Source organism: Saccharopolyspora sp. NPDC002578, from assembly GCF_053592695.1.
Genome location: NZ_JBSFWJ010000022.1, coordinates 46,920 through 70,738, shown reverse-complemented (window position 1 = coordinate 70,738; position 23,819 = coordinate 46,920). Strand labels below are relative to the sequence as shown.

Here is a 23,819-nt window from a genome sequence, read left to right as displayed (position 1 = left end):
TCCTGCACGGAGCCGGAGGAGTTCGTCGTCGATCCGCTCGCGCGCAGCGGGGTGGCCGCGAGCACGTCCGAGGTGGACGGCCGGGTTCGGGGGTGCCATCGGCTCGCACGTTCGCAGCATCCGCGCGCAGGAGTTCGCGGAGTTCCTATTCCGGATCGTCGGAGCCGAAAAGGCGGGCGGTGACGGATTTCGCGGTGGATTCCTTTTCCCCGATTCGCCCGGTGGTGGCGAAAAGCGCCCGGCCTTCGGCGTTCGCGGAGTGGCGTTTGATTTCGCCGTGGATCGGGAATCACTGCTGGCGAGGCGGAGGAGGCTGAGGACATGGTGCAGCTCGGGGCGGAGGCCGGTGCGGAGGTCCCTGCCTTCGATCGTCCGCCGGGGACCGAGCTGCGCCGGCTGGTCGCGGAAGGCGATCTCGACTTCCCGATGCCGGGCGAGGGCGGCACCCGGCGCCGGTGGTCGTTGCTGGCTGCGCACGGCCGCCGCGACCTGTCGCTGGCCAGGCTGGTGGAAGGGCACACCGATGCAGTGGCGATCTTGCACGAGGCCGGGCGGAAAGCGGTGCCGGGCGCCGTCTACGGGGTGTGGGCCTCCCGCGCGGGAGGGCGGGGCGCGTGGTGCGACGACGCGCGCCGCGTGCTCACGGGAACGGTGCCGATGTGCTCGGGAGCCAACGCGGTCGACCGGGCGCTGCTGGTGGCTCGTCCCGGTGCAGCGGAGGATTCGGGCTGCGACGTGCTGTTCGACCTCCCGGTCGAAGCCGGCACCGCGCGTCCGGTCGTCGGTAGTTGGCGAGCGGCGGGCATGGCCGAGTCCGACACGCTCGACGTCGTGCTGCGCGACCTGCCGTGGTCCGACGACTCGGTGGTCGCCGAACCGGGTTTCTACACCGAGCGCCCCGGGTTCCGGCTCGGCGGCGCCGGAGTGGCGGCCGTGTGGTTCGGCGGCGTGCTCGGGCTGTGGGACTCGGTCGTCGCGAACCTCCGGGCTTCGAGCCCGGATCCGCACAAGACGGCGCACCTGGGGGCGCTGCGGTTGGTGGTGGAGCAGGCCGACGCGGTGTTGGCGCGCGCCGCCGACGAGGTCGACGCGGGTGCCGAGCCCGCAGCGCGGTCGGTGGCGCTGCGATGCCGCTGCGCGGCCGAGGACGCCGCTCGCCGGGCGCTGGACCTGGCGCCTCGCATCACCGGTCCCGCCGCGTTCGCGCGGGACGCCCGGTTCTCCCGGCATCTCGCCGACCTGCAGGTCTACGTGCGCCAGCACAGCACGGAACGCGAGCTCGCCGACTGGGGCGGGCAGGCGCTCGACGGTGATCCGGGAGCGGACGCGTGACCGCGGGCCCGGGGCGCGCCCTGCCCCTGCTCGACACCGGCGGGTGGGGCCGCGTCGCGGTGGTCTCGGCGCACCCGGATGACGAGAGCCTCGGCGTGGGCGGTCTGCTGCAGGTCCTGCGCGAGCAGGGAACCCGGTTGGACCTCGTGGTGGCTACCGATGGGGAGGCGGCCTACCCCGGGCTCGACGAACGGGGGCGCCGGGAACTCGCCGGCACCCGGCGCCGGGAGCTGCACGCCGCGCTGGAGGTGCACGGCATCGACGAGTCGCCGGTGTGCTGGCTGGGGTTTCCCGACTCGGAGCTCGCGCAGCACGAGGACGACCTGGTCGAGCAGCTGCGCGGGCTGCTGGTCGATGCCGACGTCTGCCTCGTCCCCTGGCCGGGGGATCCGCACCCCGATCACCAGGCGATCGGCCGCGCCGTCCTCCGCGCGGCGCGGCCCTCGGCGCGGGTGTGGGGCTACCCGATCTGGGCGTGGCACTGGAAGGACGGGCCCTCCTTCCCGTGGGGCGATGCGGCGGAGCAGCCGCTGAATCCGGTGCACCGGCAGCGGAAGGCCGCCGGGCTGGCCGCGTTCACCTCGCAGACCGCGACCGGGCCGAACGGGGAAGACCCCGTCCTGCCCGCCGACGTGCTGGCGCACTTCGCGGGGGAGCGCGAAGTGCTGTTCGCGCAGCCCCGCCAGGGGACCCCGCCGGAGCGATTCGCCGAGCTCTACGACTCCCACGCCGAACCCTGGGACGTGCACTCCTGGTACGAGCGGCGCAAGCAGCGGCTCGCCGTGGCGTGCCTGCCCGAACCCCGGTACGCGACCGCGCTCGAACCCGCGTGCGGCACCGGTGAGCTCACGCGGTTGCTCGCTTCCCGCTGCGACCGCGTGCTGGCCTCGGACGCCGACGGCGCCGCGGTGGAGCGGGCCCGCGCCAAGCTCCGCGACCACCCGGCGGTCCACGTGGAGCAGCGGGCGCTGCCGGGGCGCTTCGGGCGCGCGGAGGTGGATCTGCTGGTGTGGAGCGAGATCCTCTACTACCTCGGGGACGACGCGCTGACCGAGACCATCGGCGAAGGCCTGCGGGCGCTGCGCCCCGGCGGCGACGTGCTGGCGGTGCACTGGCGGCACCAGGCCCACGACGCGCCGCACGACGGCCCCGAGGTGCACCGCAGGCTCGACGCGCATCCGGAGCTGGTGCCCGTGGCGTCCTACGCCGACGCCGACTTCCTCGTCTCCGCGTTGCGGCGCCGATGAGCGGCGAGGTGGACGCCGTCGCGGTGGTCGTTCCGGCGCACGACGAGGCGGCGACCGTCGAAGCCTGCGTGCGCAGCGTCATCGCCGCCGCGCGCCGCTCCCGCCTGCGCCTGCCGGTGTCGGTGTGCGTGGTCGCCGACCGCTGCACCGACGGCACCGAACGCCTCGCGCGGGACGCGGGGGACGGGTTCGACCGGTTCGCGACCGTGCCCAGGGCCCGGCCCCGACCGCTCGGCGACGTGCGCAACCTCGGCGTCCGGTGCGCGAGGGCGCTGCTGCCGCGAGTGCGCGCCGAGCGGCTCTGGCTGCTGCACACCGACGCCGACGGCACGGTGCCGGTGACGTGGATCGACGACCACCTGCGGCACGCGTTCGACGGAGCCGACGCCGTGGCCGGGCGGGCCGACGTGCAGGACTACAGCGCGATCACCGTCCGCGCGCAGCACCGCTACCAGGAACACGTCCGACGCGGTGAGGACCGGTTCACGCATTCCCACGTCTACGGGGCCAACCTCGGCGTGCGCGCGGACGTCTTCCGCGCCGTCGGCGGCTTCCCCGAGGTGTTCACCGGCGAAGACCACGGCCTGTGGCTGAAGCTCGCCGAAGCGGGGGCGGCGGTGCGCCAACCGAACGACGTGCGCGTGCGCACCAGCGGGCGCACCCGAGGGCGGGCGCCGGGTGGCTTGGCGGCGCTGCTGCGGACGTTGACTTGCGAAGGAACGATCAGCTCGCCGCGTTGACCGCGACGGGCCGCGTCCTCGGGAGCGCGGGGTGGTTCGCGACCGAGCGCTCGGTCAGTGCGTCGTGATGCGCAGCGATTTCATGCGCGCGTAGAGGGTCGTGCGCGACATGCCCAGTTGCTCGGCCGCCCGAACCTTGTTGCCGTCCGCGGCCTTGAGCGCCGTGACGATCACGTCCCGCTTCGCCTGGTCCAACGCCGTCAACGGGTGCTCCGGCGAGGTCGCCCGGTACTGCTCGGGAAGATCGGCCACCGTGAGCGCGCCGACGGACCGTTGCCGCGTCAGGTGGTGGATCACGGCCTTGAGCTCGCGGAGGTTCCCCGGCCACGACTGGGCGGCGAGTGCTCCGATGAGGCTCGGGGTCATGTGCAAAGCCCGATCGGGGGCGATCTCGCTCATCATCGTCGCGGCCAGGTTGGGAATGTCCGTGCGCCGGGCCGAAAGCGGCACGAGTTCTTCGCGGATCATCGCCGTACCCGCCAATGCCGCCGCGCGGCCGGTGAGCCCTGAGATCGGTCCCGCTATGAACATCAGATCCGGTCGGCCGTCGTGATCGACCCAGTTGACGACGAGGTCGAGCAATTCGTCGGGGAGCAGGTCGATGCCGTCCACGCACACCGTCCCGTTCGGACGGCGCATCGCCCTCTCGAACTCGGCGGCCCATTCGGCGTGCCCTTCCAGCAAGGCCGCGCCCGGCCGCATGACCCTCAACGGGGGCTGCTCGGCGGCCAGCTCGCGCGCTCGGGTCGACCGGCCGGTTCCCGGGACTCCGGTGATGAGGCGGGGAGCGCCGACCTCCTCCAGCCGCGTCCGGGAGCGACTCCGCACGGCCCGTGCCCGATCACCGCTGACCCGGTCCACCCGCACCAGCGCGCCGCGGCGGGCGTTGCCCACCCGGGAGATCTCGATGCTGACGGGGGCGCCTGATTCGAGCGTGAGCTCGAAGGTCTGCTCTTCGCGCTGCACCTCTTCCAGGAGGGCGCGCAGCAGCGCGACATCGCTGGGGCTGAGCAGATCGTTGGCCGCCTGGTTCGACAGCACGATGTCCTCACCGATGGCGACGATCGCCCGTCGCCGCAGGCCCGCCGCGCCCTGGAACGCCTGCAGCAGGTCCTTCTCCGAGGTCCGGCTTCCGTCCAGCAGGCGCTGCTCGATGTCGTGGGCCGCGCGGGAGATCAACGGCGGCAGCAGGGGGCTGGCCTGCTCGGTGATCGCCGTGATGTCGAGGACTCCTTCGATGCGCTTGGTCAGCGGATGCCTGATCGGATGGCCGTAGCAGCTGAAACCTTGCAGGGACTTCGCGAAGTGCTCGCGTCCGTTGATGCTGATGGCCTGCCGGATGGCCATCGCGGTGCCCAGCGCGTTGGTGCCGATCGTCTCCTCGAGGAGACTGGCTCCCGGAACGAGGGCGAGCGAGTCCAGGCCGCTCTCGACACGTGGATCGTCGAACCACCGGCGCACGACGCGGCAATCTCGATCCACCAGCAGGGTCGAGTAGTTGCTCCCCCGCAGGCTCTGCTCCAGATCTTCCAGCACCGGGGCCGCGCCGACCAGCAGCGAGCTGCGCGGATCGATCTCGTGGGCGACCGTCTTGAACTCCGCCGACGGGTCGAGCCCGGCCATCTCCACTCGCCGCCAGGACATCGCGATGTCCTGGCGAACTCGTGTGCCCGCAGGTCCAACGCACCAACGTGGGTCCATCTGGTCGGGTCCCTCCACACAGCGGCATCGGTGTGCTCGTCGACACACAAGGTAATAACCGCCGCGAACTCGACCTGTCCAGACTTTGAACGGAGTTCTCTTCGCATCGCAGGCGGGGGAGCCCGGTGGGGCGGGCGGGGAGCGCGACGCTGGACCGATTCTCCCGTGATCCGCATTTGCGGTGCCTTGATCCACTGTGGCCCGCATTTTCGGAAGTCGTTCCATGGTCCGGGAAACGCGCTGATCGCTGTACAGAACTTGAACACCCGCGCGAGTGATCCGCCGCCGATACTCGCGGGTGCCACGCCAACGGTGTGACGTGGCGCACTAGGGGAGGCGGAATGTCAGAGCGTGCAACAGAACGGCACCGCGCGCAGGAAACGGGCATGGCAAGGCGGAAGTTCCTCGGATACCTGGTCGGGGGCTCCGGTCTGGTCGCCGCGGCCAACGTAGGACTGCTCGGTTCGCCGCCGGAGGCGGCGGCAGCGGTACCCACCGCGCCCGTTCCCGCCGAGCTCGCGGACCTCAACGACGTGCTCAGCGCAGCCGCGCTGCCCACCTCGCAACTGATCACCGTCGAGGTGCACGAGGACGGCACCGCGTCGTTCGAGCTGCCGCGGGCCGAGGTCGGCCAGGGCATCACCACCTCGATCGCGATGATCGTCGCCGAGGAGCTCGAACTGCCGCTGGACAAGGTCGACGTATCGCTGGCCCCGGCCCGCCCGGAGTTGCTGTTCAACCAGCTCACCGGTGGGTCGAACACCATCTTCGCGATGTACACCCCCGTCCGGGTCGCGGCGGCCATCGCCAAGGGGGCACTGCTGGAAGCCGCGTCGAACCTGCTCGGCGACACCGTCGACGCGCTGCAGGCGAAGGCGGGCGAGATCATCGGCGTCGGCGGCAAGAGCGTCACCTACGGCGAACTGGTGTCGAAGGCCGCGGTGCCGCGGACGACGCCGCGGGAAGTCGTGCTCAAGCCGGTCGCCGAGTACAACGTGGTCGGCACTCCGCAGCCGCGCAAGGACGCCCGCGCGGCGATCACCGGCCAGAAGCAGTTCGCGATGGACCTCGCGGTCGACGGCGCGCTGCCCGCGATGATCTGCCGTGCGCCGACGGTCCACGGCACCCCCAAGGCGGTGCGCAACGCCGCTGAGGTCAAGGCCATGAACGGCGTCACGCACGTCGAACAGGTCCCGACCGGTGTCGCCGTCCGGGCGCAGACCTTCGGCCAGTGCATCGACGCCATCCGGGCGCTGCAGGTCGATTGGAACCCCGGCACGGCCGAGGGCGAGTCCGACGAGTCGATCCTGGCCGAAGTCCACGGGGCGGAACTGCCGATGGTGGTGCCGCAGGTCCCGGTGCTGACCGAGACGTTGGACTACGGCTTCGAGTTCTACACGCGCAGCGGCTCACCGCTCGAACCGAACTGCGCGGTCGCCGACATCCGCGCGGACGGTGGAACCGTCTGGGCCTCCGCGAAGTCACCGATCGCGGCGCGGGAGGAGATCGCCGCCGCGGTGGGATTGCCCGTCGACAAGCTCGTGTTCAACGTGGTCGAGGGCGGCGGTTCTTTCGGCCGGAAGCTGTTCTTCGACGGGGCGCTGGAAGCCGCGCACGTGTCGAAGGCGTGCCAGGCGCCGGTGCGGCTGATGTGGCACCGCGCCGACGAACCCCGCCAGGGCCGCTCGCACCCGATCACCACCTCGCGCATCCGGGTCACCCGGCTCGCCGATCAGGTGCTGACCTACGAACACCGGCACACCGGCGTGGCCGTCGACCTGACGCACGGTCTCGGTGAGGCGATCACCGCCGGAGCCGCGAAGCTGCCGGTCGCGGGCAACCTCACGTTCGCCGAGACGATCTTCACGACGACCCAGTACCTGCCGTACGACTTCGGCGTCGTCGATCAATTGCTCCTGGAGACCGGTGCCCACGACCGGTTCCCGACCAGCGCCGTGCGCAACGTCTACTCCCCGGATGTGCGTGCCGCCAACGAGCTGGTGGTCGACCGGCTCGCCGAGCGCATGGGCAAGGACCCCTACGAGTTCCGGATGGGTTTCCTGCGCGAGGAGCGCGTGCGGCGCGTGCTGGAGAAGGTCGCCGAGGAAGGCGAATGGGGCAAGCGGATGCCGGAGCACTGCGCCCAGGGCATCGCGATCCACGAGGAGTACAAGGGCGCGACGGCCTGCTTGGTGGAGATCGACTGCCGGCCGGAGACCGTGAACCGGCGGATTCGCGACGCGCGGACGGGCCCGCTGGTCACCAAGGTGACGTTCGCCGTCGACCCCGGCCTGGCCATCAACCCCACCGGCGTCGAAGCGCAGATGCAGGGCGGCATCTCCGACGGGATCGCGTTGGCCCTGACCAACTCCAGCCATCTCGCCGACGGCCACTTCCTGGAAGCCAGCTGGGACAACTCGGCTTACACGAGGCAGTGGAACACCCCGCGCGACATCCAGGTGTTCGTCATGCCGTCCGAGCATCCGCCGGGCGGCGCGGGCGAAGCCGGTGTCGCGGCGACCTTCGCGGCGACGGCGTGCGCCTACGGCCGCGCGGTCGGCGAGATGCCGACCTACTTCCCGATCAACCACAAGGAACCGCTCCACTTCGAACCGAAGTCCTTCGTCCCGCCGGTCCCGGAGTCCCCGACCGACGGCCTCACCCACACCTTCTGATTCGAGGGAGCGCACTGATGTCCACACACACCTTCATCGTCAACGGCGAGTCGGTGACCGTCGACGTCGACGACAAGGAGCGCATGCTCTGGGTGCTGCGCGACGTGCTCGGCATCCGCGGACCGAAGTACGGCTGCGGGATCAACGTCTGCAAGGCGTGCACGTCGCACATCAACGGCAAGGCGTTCAACCCGTGTGCGGTGCCCGTCGGCGACCTCGAACCGACCGATGAGGTGACCACGATCGAAGGCCTGCCCGACACCGTGGGCAAGGACCTGCACCCGATGCAGGAGGCATGGCTGGAACACGACGTCGCGCAGTGCGGCTACTGCCAGCCCGGCCAGATCATGGCCGCCGTCGCGAAGGTGAACCAGGCGCGCGCCGAAGGCCGCGAGATCGACGACGCGCTGCTCGACGAGATCCGCAACGTCTGCCGGTGCGGCACCTACTTCCGCATCCGCCAGGCGATCAGATCGGGCGCCGAGAACATGTGACCTGGCCACGGCACGGCGGTGGTGGACGGCGGGGCGCCGCGCGGTTCACCACCGCCGTGTTCTCGCGCTCCCGCGGCAGCACGAGCCCCGTCGGTGCTGCCACCGGCGGGGCCGCGTCGCGGCGGGTCCGAACGCGACTCCCGGCTGCTGGCGGGGCCGTGCGGGACGAGGCGCGGTCGTCGGTTGCTCTGATCGGTTGGTGTGCGGGCGATGCTGCGGCGAGGGTTTATTTTGGCACCGGATGTCATTAACGTCGTGGCTGCCGTCACACCCGACCCGAGGGGCGATCCGCGATGAGCAACGGTTGGTTCGAGAGCGTCGCCGAAGCCCAGCGGCGGGCGCGCAAACGCCTGCCGTGGTCGGTCTACGGGGCGTTGATCGCGGGATCGGAGAAGGGCACGACGCTGGCCGACAACCGAGCGGCGTTCGGCGAGCTGGGATTCGCCCCGCACGTCGCCGGCCTGTCCGCCGAGCGGGACCTGGCCACGACCGTGCTGGGGCAGCCGATCTCGATGCCGGTGGTCATCTCGCCGACGGGCGTCCAGGCGGTGCACCCGGACGGCGAGGTCGCGGTGGCCCGCGCCGCCGCGGCGCGCGGGACGGCGATGGGGCTCAGCGGCTTCGCGAGCAAACCCGTCGAAGACGTGGTGGCGGCGAACCCGCAGACGTTCTTCCAGACCTACTGGGTGGGCGGCCGGGACGAGATCGCGCGACGGGCGCAGCGGGCGAAGGAGGCCGGTGCGGTCGGGATGATCGCGACCACGGACTGGTCGTTCTCGCACGGCAGGGACTGGGGCAGCCCGGCGATCCCGGAGAACATGAACCTGGCCACCATGCTGCGCTACGCGCCCGAGGCGCTGCGGCATCCGCGCTGGTTGGCCGAGTTCGTCAAGCACCGCGCGATCCCGGACCTGCGGGTGCCCAACGTGGGCGGGCGCGGCGAGCAGGGCCCGACGTTCTTCGGCGCCTACGGGCAGTGGATGCAGACGCCGCCGCCGAGCTGGGACGACATCGCCTGGATGCGCGAGCAGTGGGACGGTCCGTTCCTGCTCAAGGGCGTGTGCCGGGTGGACGACGCCAAGCGCGCCGTGGACGCCGGAGTCACCGCGATCTCGGTGTCCAACCACGGCGGCAACAACCTGGACGGCACCCCGGCGAGCATCCGGGTGCTACCCGCCATCGCCGACGCCGTGGGCGGGCAGGTGGAAGTGCTGCTCGACGGCGGCGTGCGCCGGGGCGGCGACGTCGTCAAAGCGCTCGCGCTCGGTGCGAAAGCGGTCATGATCGGCCGCGCCTACCTGTGGGGCTTGGCCGCCAACGGTCAGGCGGGAGTGGAGAACGTCCTGGACATCCTGCGCGGCGGCATCGACTCCGCGCTGCTCGGCCTGGGCCGCTCCTCGATCCACGAACTGGACCGCACCGACGTCGTCATCCCGCCCGGCTTCGAGAGGGCCCTCGGAACCTGACGGGCGGTTTTCGCCCTGGCCTGAGTAGGGGGTCGGGTGGCGGAACCTCAGCGGTTTCCTCGCTGCGCCCCTGGTCGGGTGTCACAGCTTTTTCCCGAGTGGCTCCGCCACGAGGGAAAAGCTGTCCTCGCGAGGAAACCGCTGAGAACCTGCGGGTGGTCGGCTTGCTCAAGCTGGTCGCTGCTCAGCGGCTTCGCCGCTGACAGGACGACGACCACGAACGCGGCTCACCAGGAACGCGGGGGTGTCAGCGGCTCGGCTTGGTGATGTCGCCGTAGTTGAGGCCGCCGTGGGTGAAGGTCGGGACGACCGGCCACTGGCGCTTCCAGGGGGCGCACTCCGAGGACGGGATGATCTGCAGCCAGCGGGAGTCCTTCGGCGAGCGCGACGCCATCGCCTTCTCCTTGACCATCGAGTCGTACTGGTGAAGCGAGTCCTCCAGGGTGTTGGCGTTGAGCACCACTTCCCGGTTGAAGAACCGCGCCTGCTGCTTCACGCCGGGGATCTTGGACAGCTCGGGCTGCCAGCTGTCGGCGGCCATGCCGTTCTCCGAGGAGACCCACACGCCGTCGGGCGTGTTCACCACCAGCGAGTGGTTGCCGTCGGTGTGGCCGGGTGTCCACAGCAGGCTGACGCCGACGCCGAGCTCGACGTCGCCGTCGATGACTTCGAGCCGTTCGGCGGGCACGCCGTCCATGCCGCCGTCGACGTACCAGGCCCACTGCATCGGGTGCGGCGCCTCGAAGGTGCCGAGTTCCTTGCGGTGCACCAGGAGCTTGCCGTTCGGGAACAGCGGCGCGCGCGGTTCCCGCTCGCCGGGGATGACCTGATCGCTGCCCATGATCATCCGGACGTCCTGGACGTGCAGGTGGTCGAAGCTCACGTAGTCGACGTCGTCGTTGTGCAGGCCCAGGCGGGGCAGCACGGCGTCCGGGTCGTTGTAGTACTTGGCGAAGACCTTGTCGGAGAGGAAGTCGCCCGCCATCTTCTGGAGCTTGCCGTAGAACGGTGCTTCGGCGGAGCCCGCGGCGACCGTCGGTTCCCACACGAGCGTCTTGAGCTCGCCGTCGAAGCCCTCGAACTGGATCACGAACATCCGGTTGATGATCGAGATCATCGGGTTGATCGACAGGTTGTATCCCTGGAAGGCGTACCGGGAGGGGTAGGGCGCGGCGGCGATGTCGACGCTGCGGATGCCCGCGACGGTGCCCTGCCGGACGAACCGCTCGCGGTAGGCCTCGGCCGCCGAGCGCACCGCTTCCAGGCGCTTGCCGCGCGGCCAGATGTCGTGCACGCCGTCGAACTCGGGGATCGGGCGGACCGTCTGCGGGGTGACGTTCGCGGTCATCGTTCGGAGCTCCCATCGGGGTCGGTGACGGCACGGTTCTCGTAGCTGTGCCGGGCCGTCTTGTCGGTGACGGCCAGGACCTGGTTCGGCACCGCGGTGCGCAGCAGGCGGAAGCGGGCCGGGTCCGGCAGCACCGCCGCGAGTCGCGCGGCGAGGCCCATGCGCCGCGGCAGGGCCACTTCGAAGCGCGGACGCCGGATGACGCCGAGCACGGCGCGCGCGACCTCCGCGGGGGTCAGCCTGCGCACCGGCCCGGTGGCGGTCCCGGCGGCGAGTTCGGTCTCCACGACTCCCGGCAGCACCACGGAGAGCCGGACGCCGCTGCCGTGCAGCTCGGTGCGCACGGCGTTGAGGTACCCGTAGACGGCGTGCTTGGTGGCCGCGTAGGTGGCTTCGCCCGCGGGGGCGAGCTTCGCGGCCCCGGAGGCGATGGTGACGATCTGGCCGCGCCCGCGCGCCCGCATCGCGGGCGCGGCGAGCCGGACCCCGCGGATCACTCCGAGCAGGTTGACGTCCACCTGGCGCCGCGCGGCGTCCTCGGGCTCCTCGTCGAACGGGCCGACCCACATCACGCCCGCGTTGTTGACCAGCACGTCGACCGGGCCCCAGCGCTGCTCGACCGCGTCCAGGAACGCGGTGAACGAGGGGGTGTCGGTGACGTCCACGGGGAACGCGGCGACGTCGCCGGGCAGTGCGCGCGCGGTGTCGCGGGCGGCGTCGAGGTCGCGGTCGCCGAGCGCGACGCGGGCGCCCGCCGCGGCCAGTTCGCGGGCGATCTCGCGCCCGATCCCCCTGGCGGCGCCGGTCACGGCGATGACCAGTCCGGCCGGTGTCGGCTGCACGGTTCCTCCTGGTCGTCGGAGCACATTCTGACACGGCGTCATGTCAGATGGCCGGTAGACTAGCCGAGTCCGATCGGCGGTGGAAGGGGCGAGATGGTGCGGGAGAACGCCGGTGGCGGGCGCCGGTACGCGGGGCTGGCCCCGGCGGAACGGGCGCGGCAGCGCCGGACGGCCCTGCTCGACGCCGCCGAAGACCTCTTCGGCACCCAGGGGTACCGGGCGACCTCGGTCAAGCAGGTGTGCACCCGGGCCGGGCTGACCGAGCGGTACTTCTACGAGTCCTTCCGCGGCCGGGAAGCCGCGCTGGTCGCCGTGTACGACCACCTCGTCGACGGCCTGCGCTCGGCGACGCTGAACTCGATCGCCGGCGTGGCGCGCTCCGAGTTCGCCGACCGCGGCCTGGCCGCCTTCATCGACTTCCTCACCGCCGACGAGCGGCGCGCCAAGATCGTGCTCATCGAGGTCGTCGGCGTCTCACCGGAACTGGAGGTGCGGCGCCACGCGGTGCTGACCGAGTTCGCGGGCCTGGTCGCCGAGATGTGGCTCGCCTCGGAGGAGGTCACCGCGCTGCACCGGACGACGGCGATGGGTCTCGTCGGCGGCGTGAACTACCTGCTCGTCGACTGGCTCAACACCGGCACCCCGCAGCGTCCCGCCGAACTCCTCGCGGCGTGCAAGGTGCTGTTCCTCGGAGCGAAGGAGCAGCTGGCCTCGGGATCTTCTCCAGCCCGGCCCGCTTAGCGAGGTCGAGTTTCGGCCGTCCTCTTAGGACGACAGCCGAGGTGGCTGCTCCGGCGGATCTGCGGCTGCCGGCCGGAAGGCCGGTGCGGGCTCAGTCCCCGGCGTCGTCGGCGGGCGGGGTGGCGGGGGCGAGCCACATGCCGGTGATCGCGTCGACCAGGCCGCAGGACGCCTCGTGCCAGCCCGAGCGGGGCGTCGGGGTCGCTTCGGCGAGGGCGCGCTCGCGTTCGGCGCACATGTGCATGATGAGCTGGCGGACCATGTCGTAGCGCTCGGCGCGCACCTCGGCGGGCAGCTCCGGCAGGCAGCGGTCCATCCCGGCCAGCACCTCGTGCAGCGTGGGCGAGGTCAGCGCCTCCTCCACCATGATCGGGCGGAAACCGGGGTCGGTCATGACCTGGGCGGCGAACCGGGCGAACCAGGTCGGGGCGCCGAGTTCGTCGAGGTGCCGGGTGAACGGGTGGACGAAGCACGCGACCCAGTCCCGCACGTCGGTGGAGTCGCCGGCCTGCTCGACCAGCCGCACCCGCAGCCGCTCGACGTCCTCGGCGTGCTTGCGCACGATCGCCCGCACCAGATCCGTCTTGGTGCCGAAGTGGTAGCCGACGGCCGCGTTGTTGCCCTGGCCCGCCGCTTCGCTCACCTGCCGGTTGGAGACGGCGAACAGGCCGTGCTCGGCGAACAGGCGCTCGGCTGTGCAGAGGATCCGCTCCCTGGTCGCCTCGGCCCGTTCGGTTCGCGCCGTTCTCTCGCTCACCGCCACCACCTCGCGCCGGTACTTCCGCGCCGCCCCGGTGGCGGCTCTCGTCGGGCCGATCCTATTCCGTGCCGTCCCGCTGCTGACCTGGGCTCCTCGAACGAGCCGAGGGAAAAGTGATATCACTATGCTACTGTTGTGCAAGTTGAACGATCACTACGTGCAGGGGACACCATGACCGCTCAGGTGGAAGCGCGGGAACGCGGAAAGATCCAGATGCCGGAATCGCCGGTGGTGGAACGGCCGGGATTCCGGGCGTCCGGCGTGCCGATGGCCGGGCTCTCGCTGCTGCTCGTCCTCGGCGGGGGAGCGGTGCTCACCTACGGCCTCATCGTCGAGACCGTGCTGCCGCTCGCCGTCGGGAGCGTGGTCGGGCTCATCGGACTGGTGCTGCTCGGCGGGCTCGTCGCCGTGGCTCCCGGTGAAGCGCGCGTGCTGCAGTTCCTCGGCAACTACACGGGAACGGTGCGCCCGGCCGGACTGCACTGGGTGAACCCGTTCAGCAGCAAGACGAAGGTCTCCACCCGGATCCGCAACCACGAGACCGCCGTGATGAAGGTCAACGACTCCGACGGCAACCCGATCGAGATCGCCGCCGTCGTCGTCTGGCAGGTCGCCGACACCGCGCAGGCCTCGTTCGCGGTGGACAGCTTCGTGGAGTTCGTGGAGACCCAGACCGAGACGGCGGTGCGCCACATCGCCACCAGCTACCCCTACGACGGCGAGGGCGAGCACCCGTTCTCGCTGCGGGAGAACGCCGAGGAGATCACCGGCAAGCTCTCCGCCGAGATCGCCGCGCGCGTCGAGGCCGCCGGCGTCGACGTGGTCGAATCCAGGCTGACCCACCTCGCCTACGCCCCGGAGATCGCCCAGGCCATGCTCCAGCGCCAGCAGGCCGGAGCGGTCGTGGCGGCGCGGGAGCGGATCGTCGAAGGCGCCGTCGGCATGGTCGACCTGGCCCTGCAGCGGCTCTCCGAACGGGAGGTCGTCGAACTCGACGAGGAGCGCAAGGCGGCGATGGTCAGCAACCTGCTCGTCGTGCTCTGCGGCGACACTCAGCCGGTTGTGAACACCGGGTCGTTGTATCACTGACGGTGGTTTTGCTGGTTTGGTGGTCGGGTGGCGGAACCTCAGCTTCCTTCTCGCTGCGGGATCTTTTTCCCGAGTGGCTCCGCCACGAGGGAAAAAGCTGTCCTCGCGAGAGACCGACTGAGAACCCGCCGGTGGTCGGCTTTGTGACGTGGGCTATTCGCTGCGCGAATACAGGCACGGCTACGCCGCAAGGCAGACTTCGCTTCGCTCGCCCCACGGCACGGCTACGCCGCAAAGCACGGTCGTTGGGGGTGAAGCCGAGCGAGACCACGCGGCGACCGAGGGAGTCAGGTCGTGACGAGGCCGACCGAGATGGTCAAGAAGGCTGCTGCGCTGATCATGTCGAGGGAGCGGGCGATCTTGGGGCGGCGGAGGCGGTCGGCGATGCGCGCCGCGGCGAGGACGATGGTGACTTCCCAGATCGCGGCGAGCACGAGGAAGACCGCGCCCAGCAGGACCAGTTGCAGGGTGGGGGCCGTCGCGGCGCCCACGAACTGGGGCAGGAAGGCCAGGCTGAACAGGAGCATCTTCGGGTTCGTGATGTTGCTCAGCAGGCCTTGCAGGTACGGGCGGTCGGTGGTGCTGCCCGTTTCGAGGCCGTCGCCGGTCTCCTTGCGGGTCAGCCACAGGCCTCGCACGATCATGACCGCGAGGTAGACCAGGTATGCGGCTCCGGCCCACTTGAGGGTGGCCAGCACCGCGGGGTTGTTCGTGATCAGCGTGCCGAGGCCGCAGATCACCAGTGCCACCTGCAGGATGCTCGCGGTGTGGATGCCGAGCAGGGCGCGCAGGCCGGCGCCGATGCCTTGCCGCAGTGAGGTCCGCAGCAGCAGGAACGCGTCCACCCCAGGTGTCAGCACCACCACTGCACTGGCGAGCAGGAACGCCGGCAGGGTCGTGAAGTCCAGCAGCATGACGTGTTCGCTCCTTGATCGAGTCGTCGCGCAGGTCGTGCGCGCACGAAGGTGGCCGGTGGGCGGATGGGCCCACCGGTCGAAGGTTTCACCGGATCGGGGGTGATCTCGGGTCCGCGTCGTCGCGGACTCCCGAGGATCGTGGACGGGGCTACGGGACGAACGGCGATCGGCCGCGCAAGTGCTCCGTAGTTTTTCCCGTCAACAACTATATTAACGAAAAATTCTTGCGAGCCCATGTGAGCTCGCCCTCCTGATCTCTCGGTGACCGGGCCGCTACCGTGTGCCGCCGAACGCGTTGATCACCTCCGATCAGCGGTGCGAGTCTTGGAGGCCGTCGTGTCCGACCACTCCCGCCCGCCGCGGCGTTCGCCGGCCCGCTTCGCCGCCGGCGCCTCCGCGTTGGCCGCGGCGCTGACCGCGCTGGGCGCTCCGGCCGGGGCCCACCCCGCTCAGGAGCGGGTCCTCGGCGGCGCTGAAGAGAGCGCGGCGCCGTGGGCGGTGGCGCTGACCGACGACGCGGGGCACCAGTTCTGCGGCGGCACCCTCGTCACGCCGATCAAGGTCGTCACCGCCGCGCACTGCGTCGACGGCCGCGACCCCGCGGCGCTGCGCGCGATCACCGGCCGGGCGGACCTGCGCGACACCGGGGGAACCGACGGCGCGGTCGGGGGCGTGTGGGTGCACCCGGAATTCCGGGACGTCACCGAGGGATACGACGTGGCGGTGCTGACCTTGACCGCTCCCGCCGCGCAGCAGCCGCTGCCGATGGCCGAACCCGGGGACGCCGAGCCGTACCGGCCGGGCAAGCAGGCCCGGGTCTACGGCTGGGGGCGCACCGCCGAGACCGGCTCGTCCTCGGAGGTGCTGCGCTCCGCCGAGGTGCCGATCAGCTCCGACGCGGACTGCCGGGCCGCGTACTCCGACTACGAACCGGGAACGCGGGTGTGCGCGGGAGCGCCGGAAGGCGGCCGGGACGCGTGCGCCGGGGACTCCGGCGGGCCGCTCGTCACCGACGGCAGGCTGATCGGCGTCGTGTCCTACGGCACCGGATGCGGGCGGCCCGGCACGCCCGGCGTGTACACCCGGATCGCGGCGGTCTCCTCGGACGTCGCGGCCCGGCTCTGAACGGAGGTGGTCGTCCCGGTGGATGGGACGTCCGGCGCGCCGTCGTTCTCGGGCGGAGCCGACCTGTTCATCGGGAATGTCCGCTTCGGGTGGCCGAGGCGCGTTCGTGCGCTGCACTTCCCGATTTCCGCGGCCGCGCGCGGGCCGGGCGCAGGACGTGGTCTGCGCTACTTCCGCCGCAGGTGACCGCAGGTGTCGTAGCCGGAATGTGATATCCCGTGATGGTGACCCTGCAACCGCTCGCCACCGCAGTCCACCGCGCCTACACGGCCGACCTCGACGCTGAGGACTTCTACCGCATGCTCCGCCTGCGCGTGGACGTGTTCGTGGTCGAGCAGAGCTGCCCGTACCCGGAGCTCGACGGCCGGGACCTGGAGAACAGCACTCGGCACTTCTGGATCGACTCCGCCGACGGGTACGTGCTCGGCTACCTGCGGCTGCTCGAAGACCCCGACGGCACCTTCCGCATCGGCCGCGTCGCCACCGCGAAGGAGGCCCGCGGTCTCGGCCTCGGGCGCAAGCTGATGCGCGCCGCGCTCGCCGAGATCCAGCGCGCCCCGGCGACGCTGTCGGCGCAGACCTACGCGCTGGAGTTCTACCGCGGCTTCGGGTTCGAACCCTCGGGTGAGGAGTATCTCGAAGACGGCATCCCGCACGTCGACATGCACCGATACCCCGGCTCGCTGCGCTGAGCCCGTCGCGGCTGTTCCTCGGCCGTCCGTGATCTGCGACGATGCACGCTGGTCCCAGCCAAGGCAGGTCAGGAAGCCGGTGCGAGTCCGGCACGGTCGGCGCCACTGTGACCGGGGAGCGGGCCTCCCTCGCGAGCCACCGGGCGCGTCGGCGAACGCTGCTGCCTGGGAAGGCCGGGGTCCCGCGTTGATCCGGGAGTCAGGACACTGCCTCGCCTTGGCGCAGCCGACATCGGGGCGTCCGAGACCCGAGGAAGGAACACCTGGCATGACTGCTCCCGCGAGCCCGCGCTTCCCGTTCACCGCGGTGGTCGGGCACGACGACCTGCGGCTGGCGCTGCTGCTGAACGCGGTGCACCCGCGCATCGGCGGTGTGCTGGTGCGCGGCGAGAAGGGCACCGCGAAGTCGACGGTGGTGCGCGCCCTGGCGTCGCTGCTGCCCGCGCTGGACGTCGTGCCCGGCTGCCGCTTCGGCTGCGCCCCGGACCGGCCCGACCCGCAGTGCCCGGACGGCCCGCACGCCGAGATCACCGGGGTGCGGCGGCCCGCGGAACTGGTCGAGCTGCCGGTCGGCGCCACCGAGGACCGGCTCGTCGGCTCGCTCGACCTGGAACGCGCGCTGACCGAGGGCGTCAGCGCCTACCAGCCCGGTCTGCTGGCGGCGGCGCACCGCGGCGTGCTCTACGTCGACGAGGTCAACCTGCTGCACGACCACCTCGTGGACCTGCTGCTGGACGCGGCGGCGATGGGCCGCGCGCACGTGGAGCGCGAAGGCGTGTCGGTCACGCACGCGGCCTCGTTCCTGCTGGTGGGCACCATGAACCCGGAGGAGGGCGAGCTGCGTCCGCAGCTGCTCGACCGGTTCGGGCTCACCGTGCAGGTCGCGGCGTCGCGCGACGTGGCGACGCGCACCGAGGTGGTGCGCAGGCGGCTCGCGTTCGAGGCGGACCCGGCGGGTTTCGCGGCGCGGTGGGCCGACGCGGACGCCGACCTGGCGCGGCGGATCACCGAGGCGCGGTCCCGGGTGGAGTCGGTGCGGCTGCCCGACGCGGAGCTGCGGCGCATTTCCGCGCTGTGCGCGTCGTTCGACGTGGACGGCATGCGCGCGGACCTGGTGCTGGCCCGGACCGCCGTGGCGCACGCCGCGTGGCGCGGCGCGGACGCCGTGGCCGAATCGGACGTGGAGGCCGCGGCCCGGCTGGCGCTGCCGCACCGGCGGCGCCGCGACCCGTTCGACGAGCCCGGCGTCGAAGAGGATCAGCTGCAGCAGGCGCTCAACGACGCCGCCCAGCACGCGCAGGACCAGCCGGGCGACGACCGGGGTTCCGCGCAGGACGACGGCGGGGAGGAACCGCCGGACGGCCCCGACGACGGGCCGGGCGGGCCCGGCGGCGGTGCCCCCGACGGCGGCCCGGACGACGGCCCGGACGGGCCGGGCGGCGGCGAGGCGCAGACCCCGCCGGAGGCGCCCGCGCCGAACGGCGACGGCGGCTCGCGGCAGGACGACGGCAACGGTCGGGCTCCCGCGAGCAAGCCCCCGGCCGCGCCCGCACCGGCGTTCCGGGCTCGGTTGCTCGAAGTCCCCGGGGTCGGCGAAGGCGCTCCCGGCAGGCGTTCCCGCGCCCGGTCCCGCAGCGGCCAGACCGTCCGATCCTCCACAGTGGACGGACATGGGGTGCATCTGCCGTCCACGCTGATCGCGGCGGCCCCGCACCAGCGGGCGCGCGGGCGCAGCGGACCCGGACTGGTCCTGCACCGCGGGGACGTCCGGAAGTCGGTGCGCGAAGGCCGCGAAGGCAACCTCGTGCTGTTCGCCGTCGACGCCTCCGGCTCGATGGCCGCCCGCGAACGCATGTCCGCCGTCAGCGGCGCCGTGCTCTCCTTGCTGCGCGACGCCTACCAGCGCCGGGACAAGGTCGGCGTGGTGACCTTCCGCGGCGAGGACGCCGAGCTCGCGCTGCCGCCCACGTCGTCGGTGGAGATCGCCGCCACCCGGATGCGGGACCTGCGCACCGGTGGCCGCACGCCGCTGGCCACCGGGCTGCTCAAGGTCCGCCAGGTCGTGACCACCGAGCGCACCCGCGACCCGCGCAGGCGTCCGCTGCTGGTGCTGCTCACCGACGGCAAGTCCACGGTTCCCGCCGGTGGCGGCGGAACCGGGCGCGCCAGGGCGCAGCAGGCGGTGCGGGACTCGATGCGCGCGGCGGGCCTGCTCGCCGGGCTCGGCGTGGCGTCGGTGGTGGTCGACTGCGAGCAGGGCATGGTGCGCCTCGGCCTCGCCGGCCAGGTCGCCACCGCACTCGGCGGGGCCTGCCTGCGGCTGGAGGAGCTCTCCGCCGACGCCGTCGCCGGGGTCGTGCGCGCGGCCCGCGACACCGCCGCTCGGGCCGCTTGATTCCGATTCGGTTACGACCCGGTCCGGGCGGAGTAGGAATATCCCGGCGTAGTTGGTAAGCTCTTCCTCGTCCACCTGACCCCCAGGGGTGGACCACGAAGTGCCCTCGCGCTCCCGATGACCCCCAGGTCGGTCGAGCGCGGGGGCGCTTTTTTTCGCACCGGGACGACCCGTCGGTGAGCGCGTCTCAACAGTCCACCGATGTCGGTCGGCTCCAATCCGGCCGACACGCGATTCGCCGCCGGTGGGCCGGAAAACGGTTGCTGCGAGGCGTTTTCGAGCCGACCGGAGACGGTGAGGTCCGCGACAGCCGGTCCGGCGCCCCACCGAGGTGGCCTAGGGTCTGAGCCCATGCCTCAGGGAAAGCCGAGTTCTGTTCCGCAAGACGGGTTGACCACGCGGCAGCGGCGCAACCGTCCGCTGCTGATCGTGCACACCGGGGAGATGAAGGGGAAGTCGACCAGCGCGTTCGGACTCGCGCTGCGCGGCTGGAACCAGGGCTGGTCGATCGGCGTGTTCCAGTTCGTGAAGTCGGCGAAGTGGAAGGTCGGCGAGGAGTCCGCGTTCCGCGCGCTCGGCAGGCTGCACGCGGAGACCGGTGAAGGCGGCCCCGTCGAGTGGCACAAGATGGGCGAGGGCTGGTCCTGGGCGCGCAAGCAGGGCTCCGAAGAGGACCACGCGGCGGCGGCGCTGGAGGGCTGGCAGGAGATCGCCCGCCGGATCGCCGACGAACGCCACGGCATGTACGTGCTCGACGAGTTCACCTACCCGCTGCACTGGGGCTGGATCGACGTCGCCGAGGTCGTCGAGACCCTGCGCGACCGGCCCGGCCACCAGCACGTGGTGATCACCGGGCGCAACGCGCCGCAGGCGCTGCTCGACGCGGCCGACCTGGTGCTGGAGACCACGAAGGTCAAGCACCCGATGGACGCCGGCCAGAAGGGCCAGAAGGGCATCGAGTGGTGAGCCCGCGCGTCGTCATCGCCGCGCCCGGCTCCGGGCAGGGCAAGACGACGGTGGCGACCGGGCTGCTCGGCGCGCTGCGCCGCCGGTCGCTGCGGGTGGCGCCGTTCAAGGTCGGGCCGGACTACATCGACCCCGGCTACCACCACGTCGCCTCCGGGCTCCCGGGGCGGAACCTGGACCCGGTGCTGGTGGGGGAGGAGCGGATCGCGCCGCTGTTCCGGCACGGCAGCGCGGGCGCCGACCTGTCCGTGGCCGAAGGCGTGATGGGCCTGTTCGACGGCAAGATCGACGGCCCCGGACCCGGTGACGAGCCCGCGTTCGGCTCCACCGCGCACGTCGCGGGCCTGCTGCGCGCCCCGGTGGTGCTGGTCGTCGACGCGCAGGGGCAGTCGCAGAGCATCGCGGCGCTGCTGCACGGCTTCCGCAGCTTCCAGCCGGGGGTGCGGCTGGCCGGGGTGATCCTCAACCGGGTCGGCTCGCCGCGCCACGAGCAGGTGCTGCGGGACGCGTCGGACTCGGTGGGGCTGCCGGTGCTGGGGTCGCTGGGGCGCACCGGCGGGCTCAGCGTGCCGTCGCGGCACCTGGGCCTGGTCACCGCGGCCGAGCACGGCGGTGCCGCCACCGAGGCGGTCGAGGCGATGTCGGACGCCGTCGAGGCCGGGGTGGACCTGGACGCGGTGGTCGCGCTGGCGCGCAGCGCCCCGGCGCTCGACGGCCCGGCCTGGGACGCGGCGGCCGAGGTGGAACCGGTCGCGGACCGCCCGGTGATCGCCGTGGCCGGTGGTCCCGCGTTCACCTTCGCCTACACCGAGCACGTCGAGCTGCTCACCGCCGCCGGTGCCGAGGTGGCGGTGCTCGACCCGCTGCGCGACGAGGCGCTGCCCGCGGGCGCTCGCGGGCTCGTGCTGCCCGGCGGATTCCCGGAGCAGCACGCCGCCGCGCTGTCGGCGAACGCGGCGCTGCGCGCGGAGATCACCCGGTTCGCCGCGACCGGTGCGCCGATCCACGCCGAGTGCGGCGGGCTGCTCTACCTCGCGGAAGAGCTCGACGGGCATCCGCTGTGCGGGGTGATCCCGGCGCGGGCCGAGATGTCGCCGCGGCTGACGCTGGGCTACCGCGACGCGGTCGCCGCCGCGGATTCGGTGCTGGGCGTGCGCGGCGCGCGGTTCACCGGGCACGAGTTCCACCGCACCCGGCTCGATCCGGGCCACGGCGCGGACCCGGCGTGGTTCTGGCGCGCGGACTCGGCGGTGGCGGAGGGATTCGTCCGCGGCGGGCTGCACGCCTCCTACCTGCACACCCATCCGGCGGGGACGCCGGAGGCGGTGTCGCGGTTCGTGACCAGCTGCTCGCGCACCGTGACCGGCGGTGCGGGTACGGCCGTGTGAGCGCGCCACGATCACCGGGTACGGTCGTCACCTGCGCGGCCACGGTGGGCGACGTGCTGCCCGGTGCCACCGGTCCGGCCACGCCATCGCCTCCTTGGCCATCGGGCCGATGCCCCTCCCTTCGGCGATGTCCGATGTGGACGGTTCGGCGCGCACGGCCGTAGCGGTGATGCGGAAGAGGAGAGCGAACAGTGAGTGGGCGGATCTCGTTCATCGGCGCCGGACCAGGCGCCGCGGACCTCATCACGGTCCGCGCCGCGCGACGCATCGCCGAAGCCGACGTCGTGGTGTGGTCGGCCAGCGTGCTCGCGCCCGAGTGCGTGCGGGAGCACGCGAGCGCCGACGCGGAACTGCTCGACTCCTCCCAGCTGACCCACGAGCAGGCCGTGGAGGTGTACCGCCGCGCGGAACGCGACAAGCTGCGCGTCGTGCGGCTGCACGCCGGTGACCCGGCGCTGTGGGGATCGGTGCAGGAGCAGCACGACGCCTGCGCCAAGATGGAACTGGACGTGGAGATCGTGCCCGGCGTCAACGGCTTCTCCGCCGCCGCTGCCGCCGTGGGCCGCGAGCTGACGGTGCCGGAGGTGGCGCCGTCGGTGCTGCTGACGCGGCTGGGCGGCGGTTCGACGGCGACGGCCGACGCCGAGCAGGTGCGGGAACTGGCCCGGCACGGCACGACGATGGCGGTGACGCTGCCCGCCTCCCGCGCCGCGCAACTGGTCGAGGAACTGCGCGCGGGCGGCTGCGCCGACGACGTCCCGGTGCTGGTCGCCTACAAGGTGAGCTGGCCGGACGAGGTGCTGCTGAGCACCACCGTCGGCGAGCTGGAGCAGGCGGTCAAGCAGCGCAAGCTGTGGCGCTCCGCGCTGTTCCTCGTCGGCAAGGCGCTCGGCGCCGGGACGGGCAGGACTCGGGGCCAGCACGGTGAATCCGGTTATCGCCGGACGGATTCCCCGGCGCGGCGCCGCGGCTACCGCTCGGCGCGGCGGCACACCGGCGCGACCCCGTCCGGTTCCGACCAGGAGGACGTTCCGGGCGGCGCGGCGGTGTTCCACGTCGGAACCGGTGGCGCGGACGTCGACCGGCCGGAGACGGGCGAGCGGGCTCCGGCGTCGCGGCGCGCGGCGGAACCGGTCGCGCGGGCGGCCGAGGCGGCGCCATCAGGTGCCGACGCCGTGACCGGCTCGGCCGAGACCGGCACCGGTGCAGCCGTGCCGAACATCGCGTGGTGGGCGGTGCGGGAGTGGCAGGAGGCCGCCCGCGGTGCCGCTCGGGCGCAGTCCCGGCAGCGCCGCACCGAGGATCCTGCGCAGCCGGAGCTGTTCGGCGCCGCGGACAAGTCCGCGCGGACGCCGGACGCGGCGGAGTCCGTGGCCGACTCGCGCGGGGAGGAGACCGAGGCTCCGGCCGGGGGAATCCCCGTGCCGCAACCGGAACCGGCGCTCGCCCCGCAGCTCGACGACGTCGGCACCGCTTCCGTCGACGACGAGGAGAGCGCGCGCCCGGCGCGGGCCGCGTTGTCGGTGGTGCGCGACGAGCCCGCCGAGCAGGAGGCCGTGCCCGAACCGGAAGCCGCGCCCGACGCGGAAGCGGCGACCGAGGCCACGGAGGATGCCGCCCAGGAGACCGCGCGCACGTCCGCGGCGAACACCACCGGAACCTCCCGCACCACGGCCAAGACCCGCTCCCGGGCGAAGTCCCAGTCGAAGGCCCAGACCAAGGCGCAGACCAAGGCGGCGGGCGCCAAATCCCGTGCGGCGGGGGCGAAATCGGCGAAGAACAAGGGCGACGCGTCGAGCTGATCGACAGGGCGCCGCGACGCCGGACGCTCGCCGCGGCGCGCTCACCCGGCATGGCAAGCTGAGATGGGCTCGCGATCCGCGAGACCGGCCGGTGAAGCG

At 72.2% G+C, this 23,819-nt stretch carries 19 protein-coding genes and 1 riboswitch; of the genes, 14 read left to right on the top strand and 5 right to left on the bottom strand.

Annotated features, from left to right (window positions below; all coding sequences use genetic code 11):
• The first annotated feature begins 321 nt into the window (after window positions 1–321).
• From ACWD38_RS13605 to ACWD38_RS13595, 3 genes are read left to right on the top strand one after another with little or no spacing between them, the layout of a single operon-like run.
• Window positions 322–1,332 carry an acyl-CoA dehydrogenase family protein gene (locus ACWD38_RS13605; protein ID WP_450124158.1) on the top strand — a complete coding sequence of 337 codons (1,011 nt, stop codon included), beginning with the start codon at window positions 322–324 and terminating at the stop codon, window positions 1,330–1,332.
• Window positions 1,329–2,579, top strand: coding sequence for a PIG-L family deacetylase (locus tag ACWD38_RS13600; protein WP_450124157.1), 1,251 nt, complete (start codon window positions 1,329–1,331; stop codon window positions 2,577–2,579). Before ACWD38_RS13605 ends, ACWD38_RS13600 begins: the two co-directional genes overlap by 4 nt.
• Window positions 2,576–3,319, top strand: a complete 744-nt coding sequence (locus tag ACWD38_RS13595) for a glycosyltransferase (RefSeq protein WP_184478057.1) — start codon at window positions 2,576–2,578, stop codon at window positions 3,317–3,319. The genes ACWD38_RS13600 and ACWD38_RS13595 overlap by 4 nt, the downstream gene beginning before the upstream one ends.
• 54 nt (window positions 3,320–3,373) lie before the next feature.
• On the opposite strand, the gene ACWD38_RS13590 is transcribed toward ACWD38_RS13595, so the two are convergent.
• On the bottom strand, window positions 3,374–4,963 hold the full coding sequence (locus tag ACWD38_RS13590) for a sigma-54-dependent Fis family transcriptional regulator (RefSeq protein ID WP_450124156.1): 1,590 nt from the start codon (window positions 4,961–4,963) through the stop codon (window positions 3,374–3,376).
• Window positions 4,964–5,406: 443 nt separating this feature from the next.
• On the opposite strand from ACWD38_RS13590, the gene ACWD38_RS13585 reads away from it, so the two are divergent.
• From ACWD38_RS13585 to mftD, 3 genes are all read left to right on the top strand, one after another.
• Complete coding sequence (locus ACWD38_RS13585; RefSeq protein ID WP_246456703.1) at window positions 5,407–7,695, top strand: molybdopterin cofactor-binding domain-containing protein; 2,289 nt, start codon at window positions 5,407–5,409, stop codon at window positions 7,693–7,695.
• Between the two features lie 17 nt (window positions 7,696–7,712).
• A complete protein-coding gene (locus ACWD38_RS13580) occupies window positions 7,713–8,189 on the top strand; it encodes a (2Fe-2S)-binding protein (RefSeq protein ID WP_184478060.1) in 477 nt (158 codons plus the stop codon).
• 293 nt (window positions 8,190–8,482) lie between these two features.
• Window positions 8,483–9,655 (top strand): pre-mycofactocin synthase MftD, encoded by a 1,173-nt coding sequence (gene mftD / locus ACWD38_RS13575; protein WP_450124155.1) that lies wholly within the window; start codon window positions 8,483–8,485, stop codon window positions 9,653–9,655.
• A gap of 247 nt (window positions 9,656–9,902) precedes the next feature.
• Here the strand turns inward: mftD and ACWD38_RS13570 are convergent, their stop codons facing one another.
• Both ACWD38_RS13570 and ACWD38_RS13565 read right to left on the bottom strand, forming a co-directional pair.
• The gene (locus ACWD38_RS13570; RefSeq protein ID WP_450124154.1) at window positions 9,903–11,003 is read right to left on the bottom strand and encodes a hypothetical protein; all 1,101 of its coding nucleotides are present in this window, start codon (window positions 11,001–11,003) and stop codon (window positions 9,903–9,905) included.
• Window positions 11,000–11,845: an SDR family oxidoreductase gene (locus tag ACWD38_RS13565; RefSeq protein ID WP_343071285.1), complete on the bottom strand. Its 846-nt coding sequence runs from the start codon at window positions 11,843–11,845 to the stop codon at window positions 11,000–11,002. Before ACWD38_RS13565 ends, ACWD38_RS13570 begins: the two co-directional genes overlap by 4 nt.
• 93 nt (window positions 11,846–11,938) lie before the next feature.
• Between ACWD38_RS13565 and ACWD38_RS13560 the strand changes: the two genes are divergently transcribed.
• Complete coding sequence (locus ACWD38_RS13560) at window positions 11,939–12,586, top strand: TetR/AcrR family transcriptional regulator (RefSeq protein WP_184478064.1); 648 nt, start codon at window positions 11,939–11,941, stop codon at window positions 12,584–12,586.
• A gap of 91 nt (window positions 12,587–12,677) precedes the next feature.
• On the opposite strand, the gene ACWD38_RS13555 is transcribed toward ACWD38_RS13560, so the two are convergent.
• Window positions 12,678–13,343 (bottom strand): TetR family transcriptional regulator, encoded by a 666-nt coding sequence (locus ACWD38_RS13555; protein ID WP_184478065.1) that lies wholly within the window; start codon window positions 13,341–13,343, stop codon window positions 12,678–12,680.
• Window positions 13,344–13,517: 174 nt separating this feature from the next.
• Between ACWD38_RS13555 and ACWD38_RS13550 the strand changes: the two genes are divergently transcribed.
• Window positions 13,518–14,435, top strand: a complete 918-nt coding sequence (locus ACWD38_RS13550) for an SPFH domain-containing protein (RefSeq protein ID WP_184478066.1) — start codon at window positions 13,518–13,520, stop codon at window positions 14,433–14,435.
• Window positions 14,436–14,722: 287 nt separating this feature from the next.
• On the opposite strand, the gene ACWD38_RS13545 is transcribed toward ACWD38_RS13550, so the two are convergent.
• Window positions 14,723–15,349: a LysE family translocator gene (locus ACWD38_RS13545; RefSeq protein ID WP_184481614.1), complete on the bottom strand. Its 627-nt coding sequence runs from the start codon at window positions 15,347–15,349 to the stop codon at window positions 14,723–14,725.
• Between the two features lie 339 nt (window positions 15,350–15,688).
• Here ACWD38_RS13545 and ACWD38_RS13540 point away from each other — a divergent pair, with 339 nt between their 5' ends.
• The 6 genes from ACWD38_RS13540 (at window position 15,689) to ACWD38_RS13515 (ending at window position 23,720) form a co-directional block, all read left to right on the top strand.
• Window positions 15,689–16,477, top strand: a complete 789-nt coding sequence (locus tag ACWD38_RS13540; RefSeq protein WP_450124153.1) for a S1 family peptidase — start codon at window positions 15,689–15,691, stop codon at window positions 16,475–16,477.
• 221 nt (window positions 16,478–16,698) lie between these two features.
• Window positions 16,699–17,169, top strand: a complete 471-nt coding sequence (locus tag ACWD38_RS13535; protein ID WP_184481610.1) for a GNAT family N-acetyltransferase — start codon at window positions 16,699–16,701, stop codon at window positions 17,167–17,169.
• Window positions 17,170–17,238: 69 nt separating this feature from the next.
• A riboswitch (cobalamin riboswitch) is annotated at window positions 17,239–17,379 on the top strand.
• A gap of 58 nt (window positions 17,380–17,437) precedes the next feature.
• Window positions 17,438–19,564, top strand: coding sequence for a putative cobaltochelatase (locus ACWD38_RS13530; protein ID WP_184481608.1), 2,127 nt, complete (start codon window positions 17,438–17,440; stop codon window positions 19,562–19,564).
• A gap of 351 nt (window positions 19,565–19,915) precedes the next feature.
• Window positions 19,916–20,530, top strand: coding sequence for a cob(I)yrinic acid a,c-diamide adenosyltransferase (cobO, locus tag ACWD38_RS13525; RefSeq protein ID WP_450124152.1), 615 nt, complete (start codon window positions 19,916–19,918; stop codon window positions 20,528–20,530).
• Window positions 20,527–21,918, top strand: a complete 1,392-nt coding sequence (locus tag ACWD38_RS13520) for a cobyrinate a,c-diamide synthase (RefSeq protein WP_184481604.1) — start codon at window positions 20,527–20,529, stop codon at window positions 21,916–21,918. Before cobO ends, ACWD38_RS13520 begins: the two co-directional genes overlap by 4 nt.
• Window positions 21,919–22,109: 191 nt before the next feature.
• The gene (locus tag ACWD38_RS13515; RefSeq protein ID WP_450124151.1) at window positions 22,110–23,720 is read left to right on the top strand and encodes an SAM-dependent methyltransferase; all 1,611 of its coding nucleotides are present in this window, start codon (window positions 22,110–22,112) and stop codon (window positions 23,718–23,720) included.
• Window positions 23,721–23,819 lie beyond the last annotated feature (99 nt).

Coding starts and splice junctions, on each gene's coding strand:
- ACWD38_RS13605 (WP_450124158.1), top strand. CDS start 322: ATGGTGCAGCTCGGGGCGGAGGCCGGTGCGGAGGTCCCTGCCTTCGAT.
- ACWD38_RS13595 (WP_184478057.1), top strand. CDS start 2,576: ATGAGCGGCGAGGTGGACGCCGTCGCGGTGGTCGTTCCGGCGCACGAC.
- ACWD38_RS13590 (WP_450124156.1), bottom strand. CDS start 4,963: ATGTCCTGGCGGCGAGTGGAGATGGCCGGGCTCGACCCGTCGGCGGAG.
- ACWD38_RS13585 (WP_246456703.1), top strand. CDS start 5,407: ATGGCAAGGCGGAAGTTCCTCGGATACCTGGTCGGGGGCTCCGGTCTG.
- ACWD38_RS13580 (WP_184478060.1), top strand. CDS start 7,713: ATGTCCACACACACCTTCATCGTCAACGGCGAGTCGGTGACCGTCGAC.
- mftD (WP_450124155.1), top strand. CDS start 8,483: ATGAGCAACGGTTGGTTCGAGAGCGTCGCCGAAGCCCAGCGGCGGGCG.
- ACWD38_RS13570 (WP_450124154.1), bottom strand. CDS start 11,003: ATGACCGCGAACGTCACCCCGCAGACGGTCCGCCCGATCCCCGAGTTC.
- ACWD38_RS13560 (WP_184478064.1), top strand. CDS start 11,939: ATGGTGCGGGAGAACGCCGGTGGCGGGCGCCGGTACGCGGGGCTGGCC.
- ACWD38_RS13550 (WP_184478066.1), top strand. CDS start 13,518: ATGACCGCTCAGGTGGAAGCGCGGGAACGCGGAAAGATCCAGATGCCG.
- ACWD38_RS13545 (WP_184481614.1), bottom strand. CDS start 15,349: ATGCTGCTGGACTTCACGACCCTGCCGGCGTTCCTGCTCGCCAGTGCA.
- ACWD38_RS13535 (WP_184481610.1), top strand. CDS start 16,699: ATGGTGACCCTGCAACCGCTCGCCACCGCAGTCCACCGCGCCTACACG.
- ACWD38_RS13530 (WP_184481608.1), top strand. CDS start 17,438: ATGACTGCTCCCGCGAGCCCGCGCTTCCCGTTCACCGCGGTGGTCGGG.
- cobO (WP_450124152.1), top strand. CDS start 19,916: ATGCCTCAGGGAAAGCCGAGTTCTGTTCCGCAAGACGGGTTGACCACG.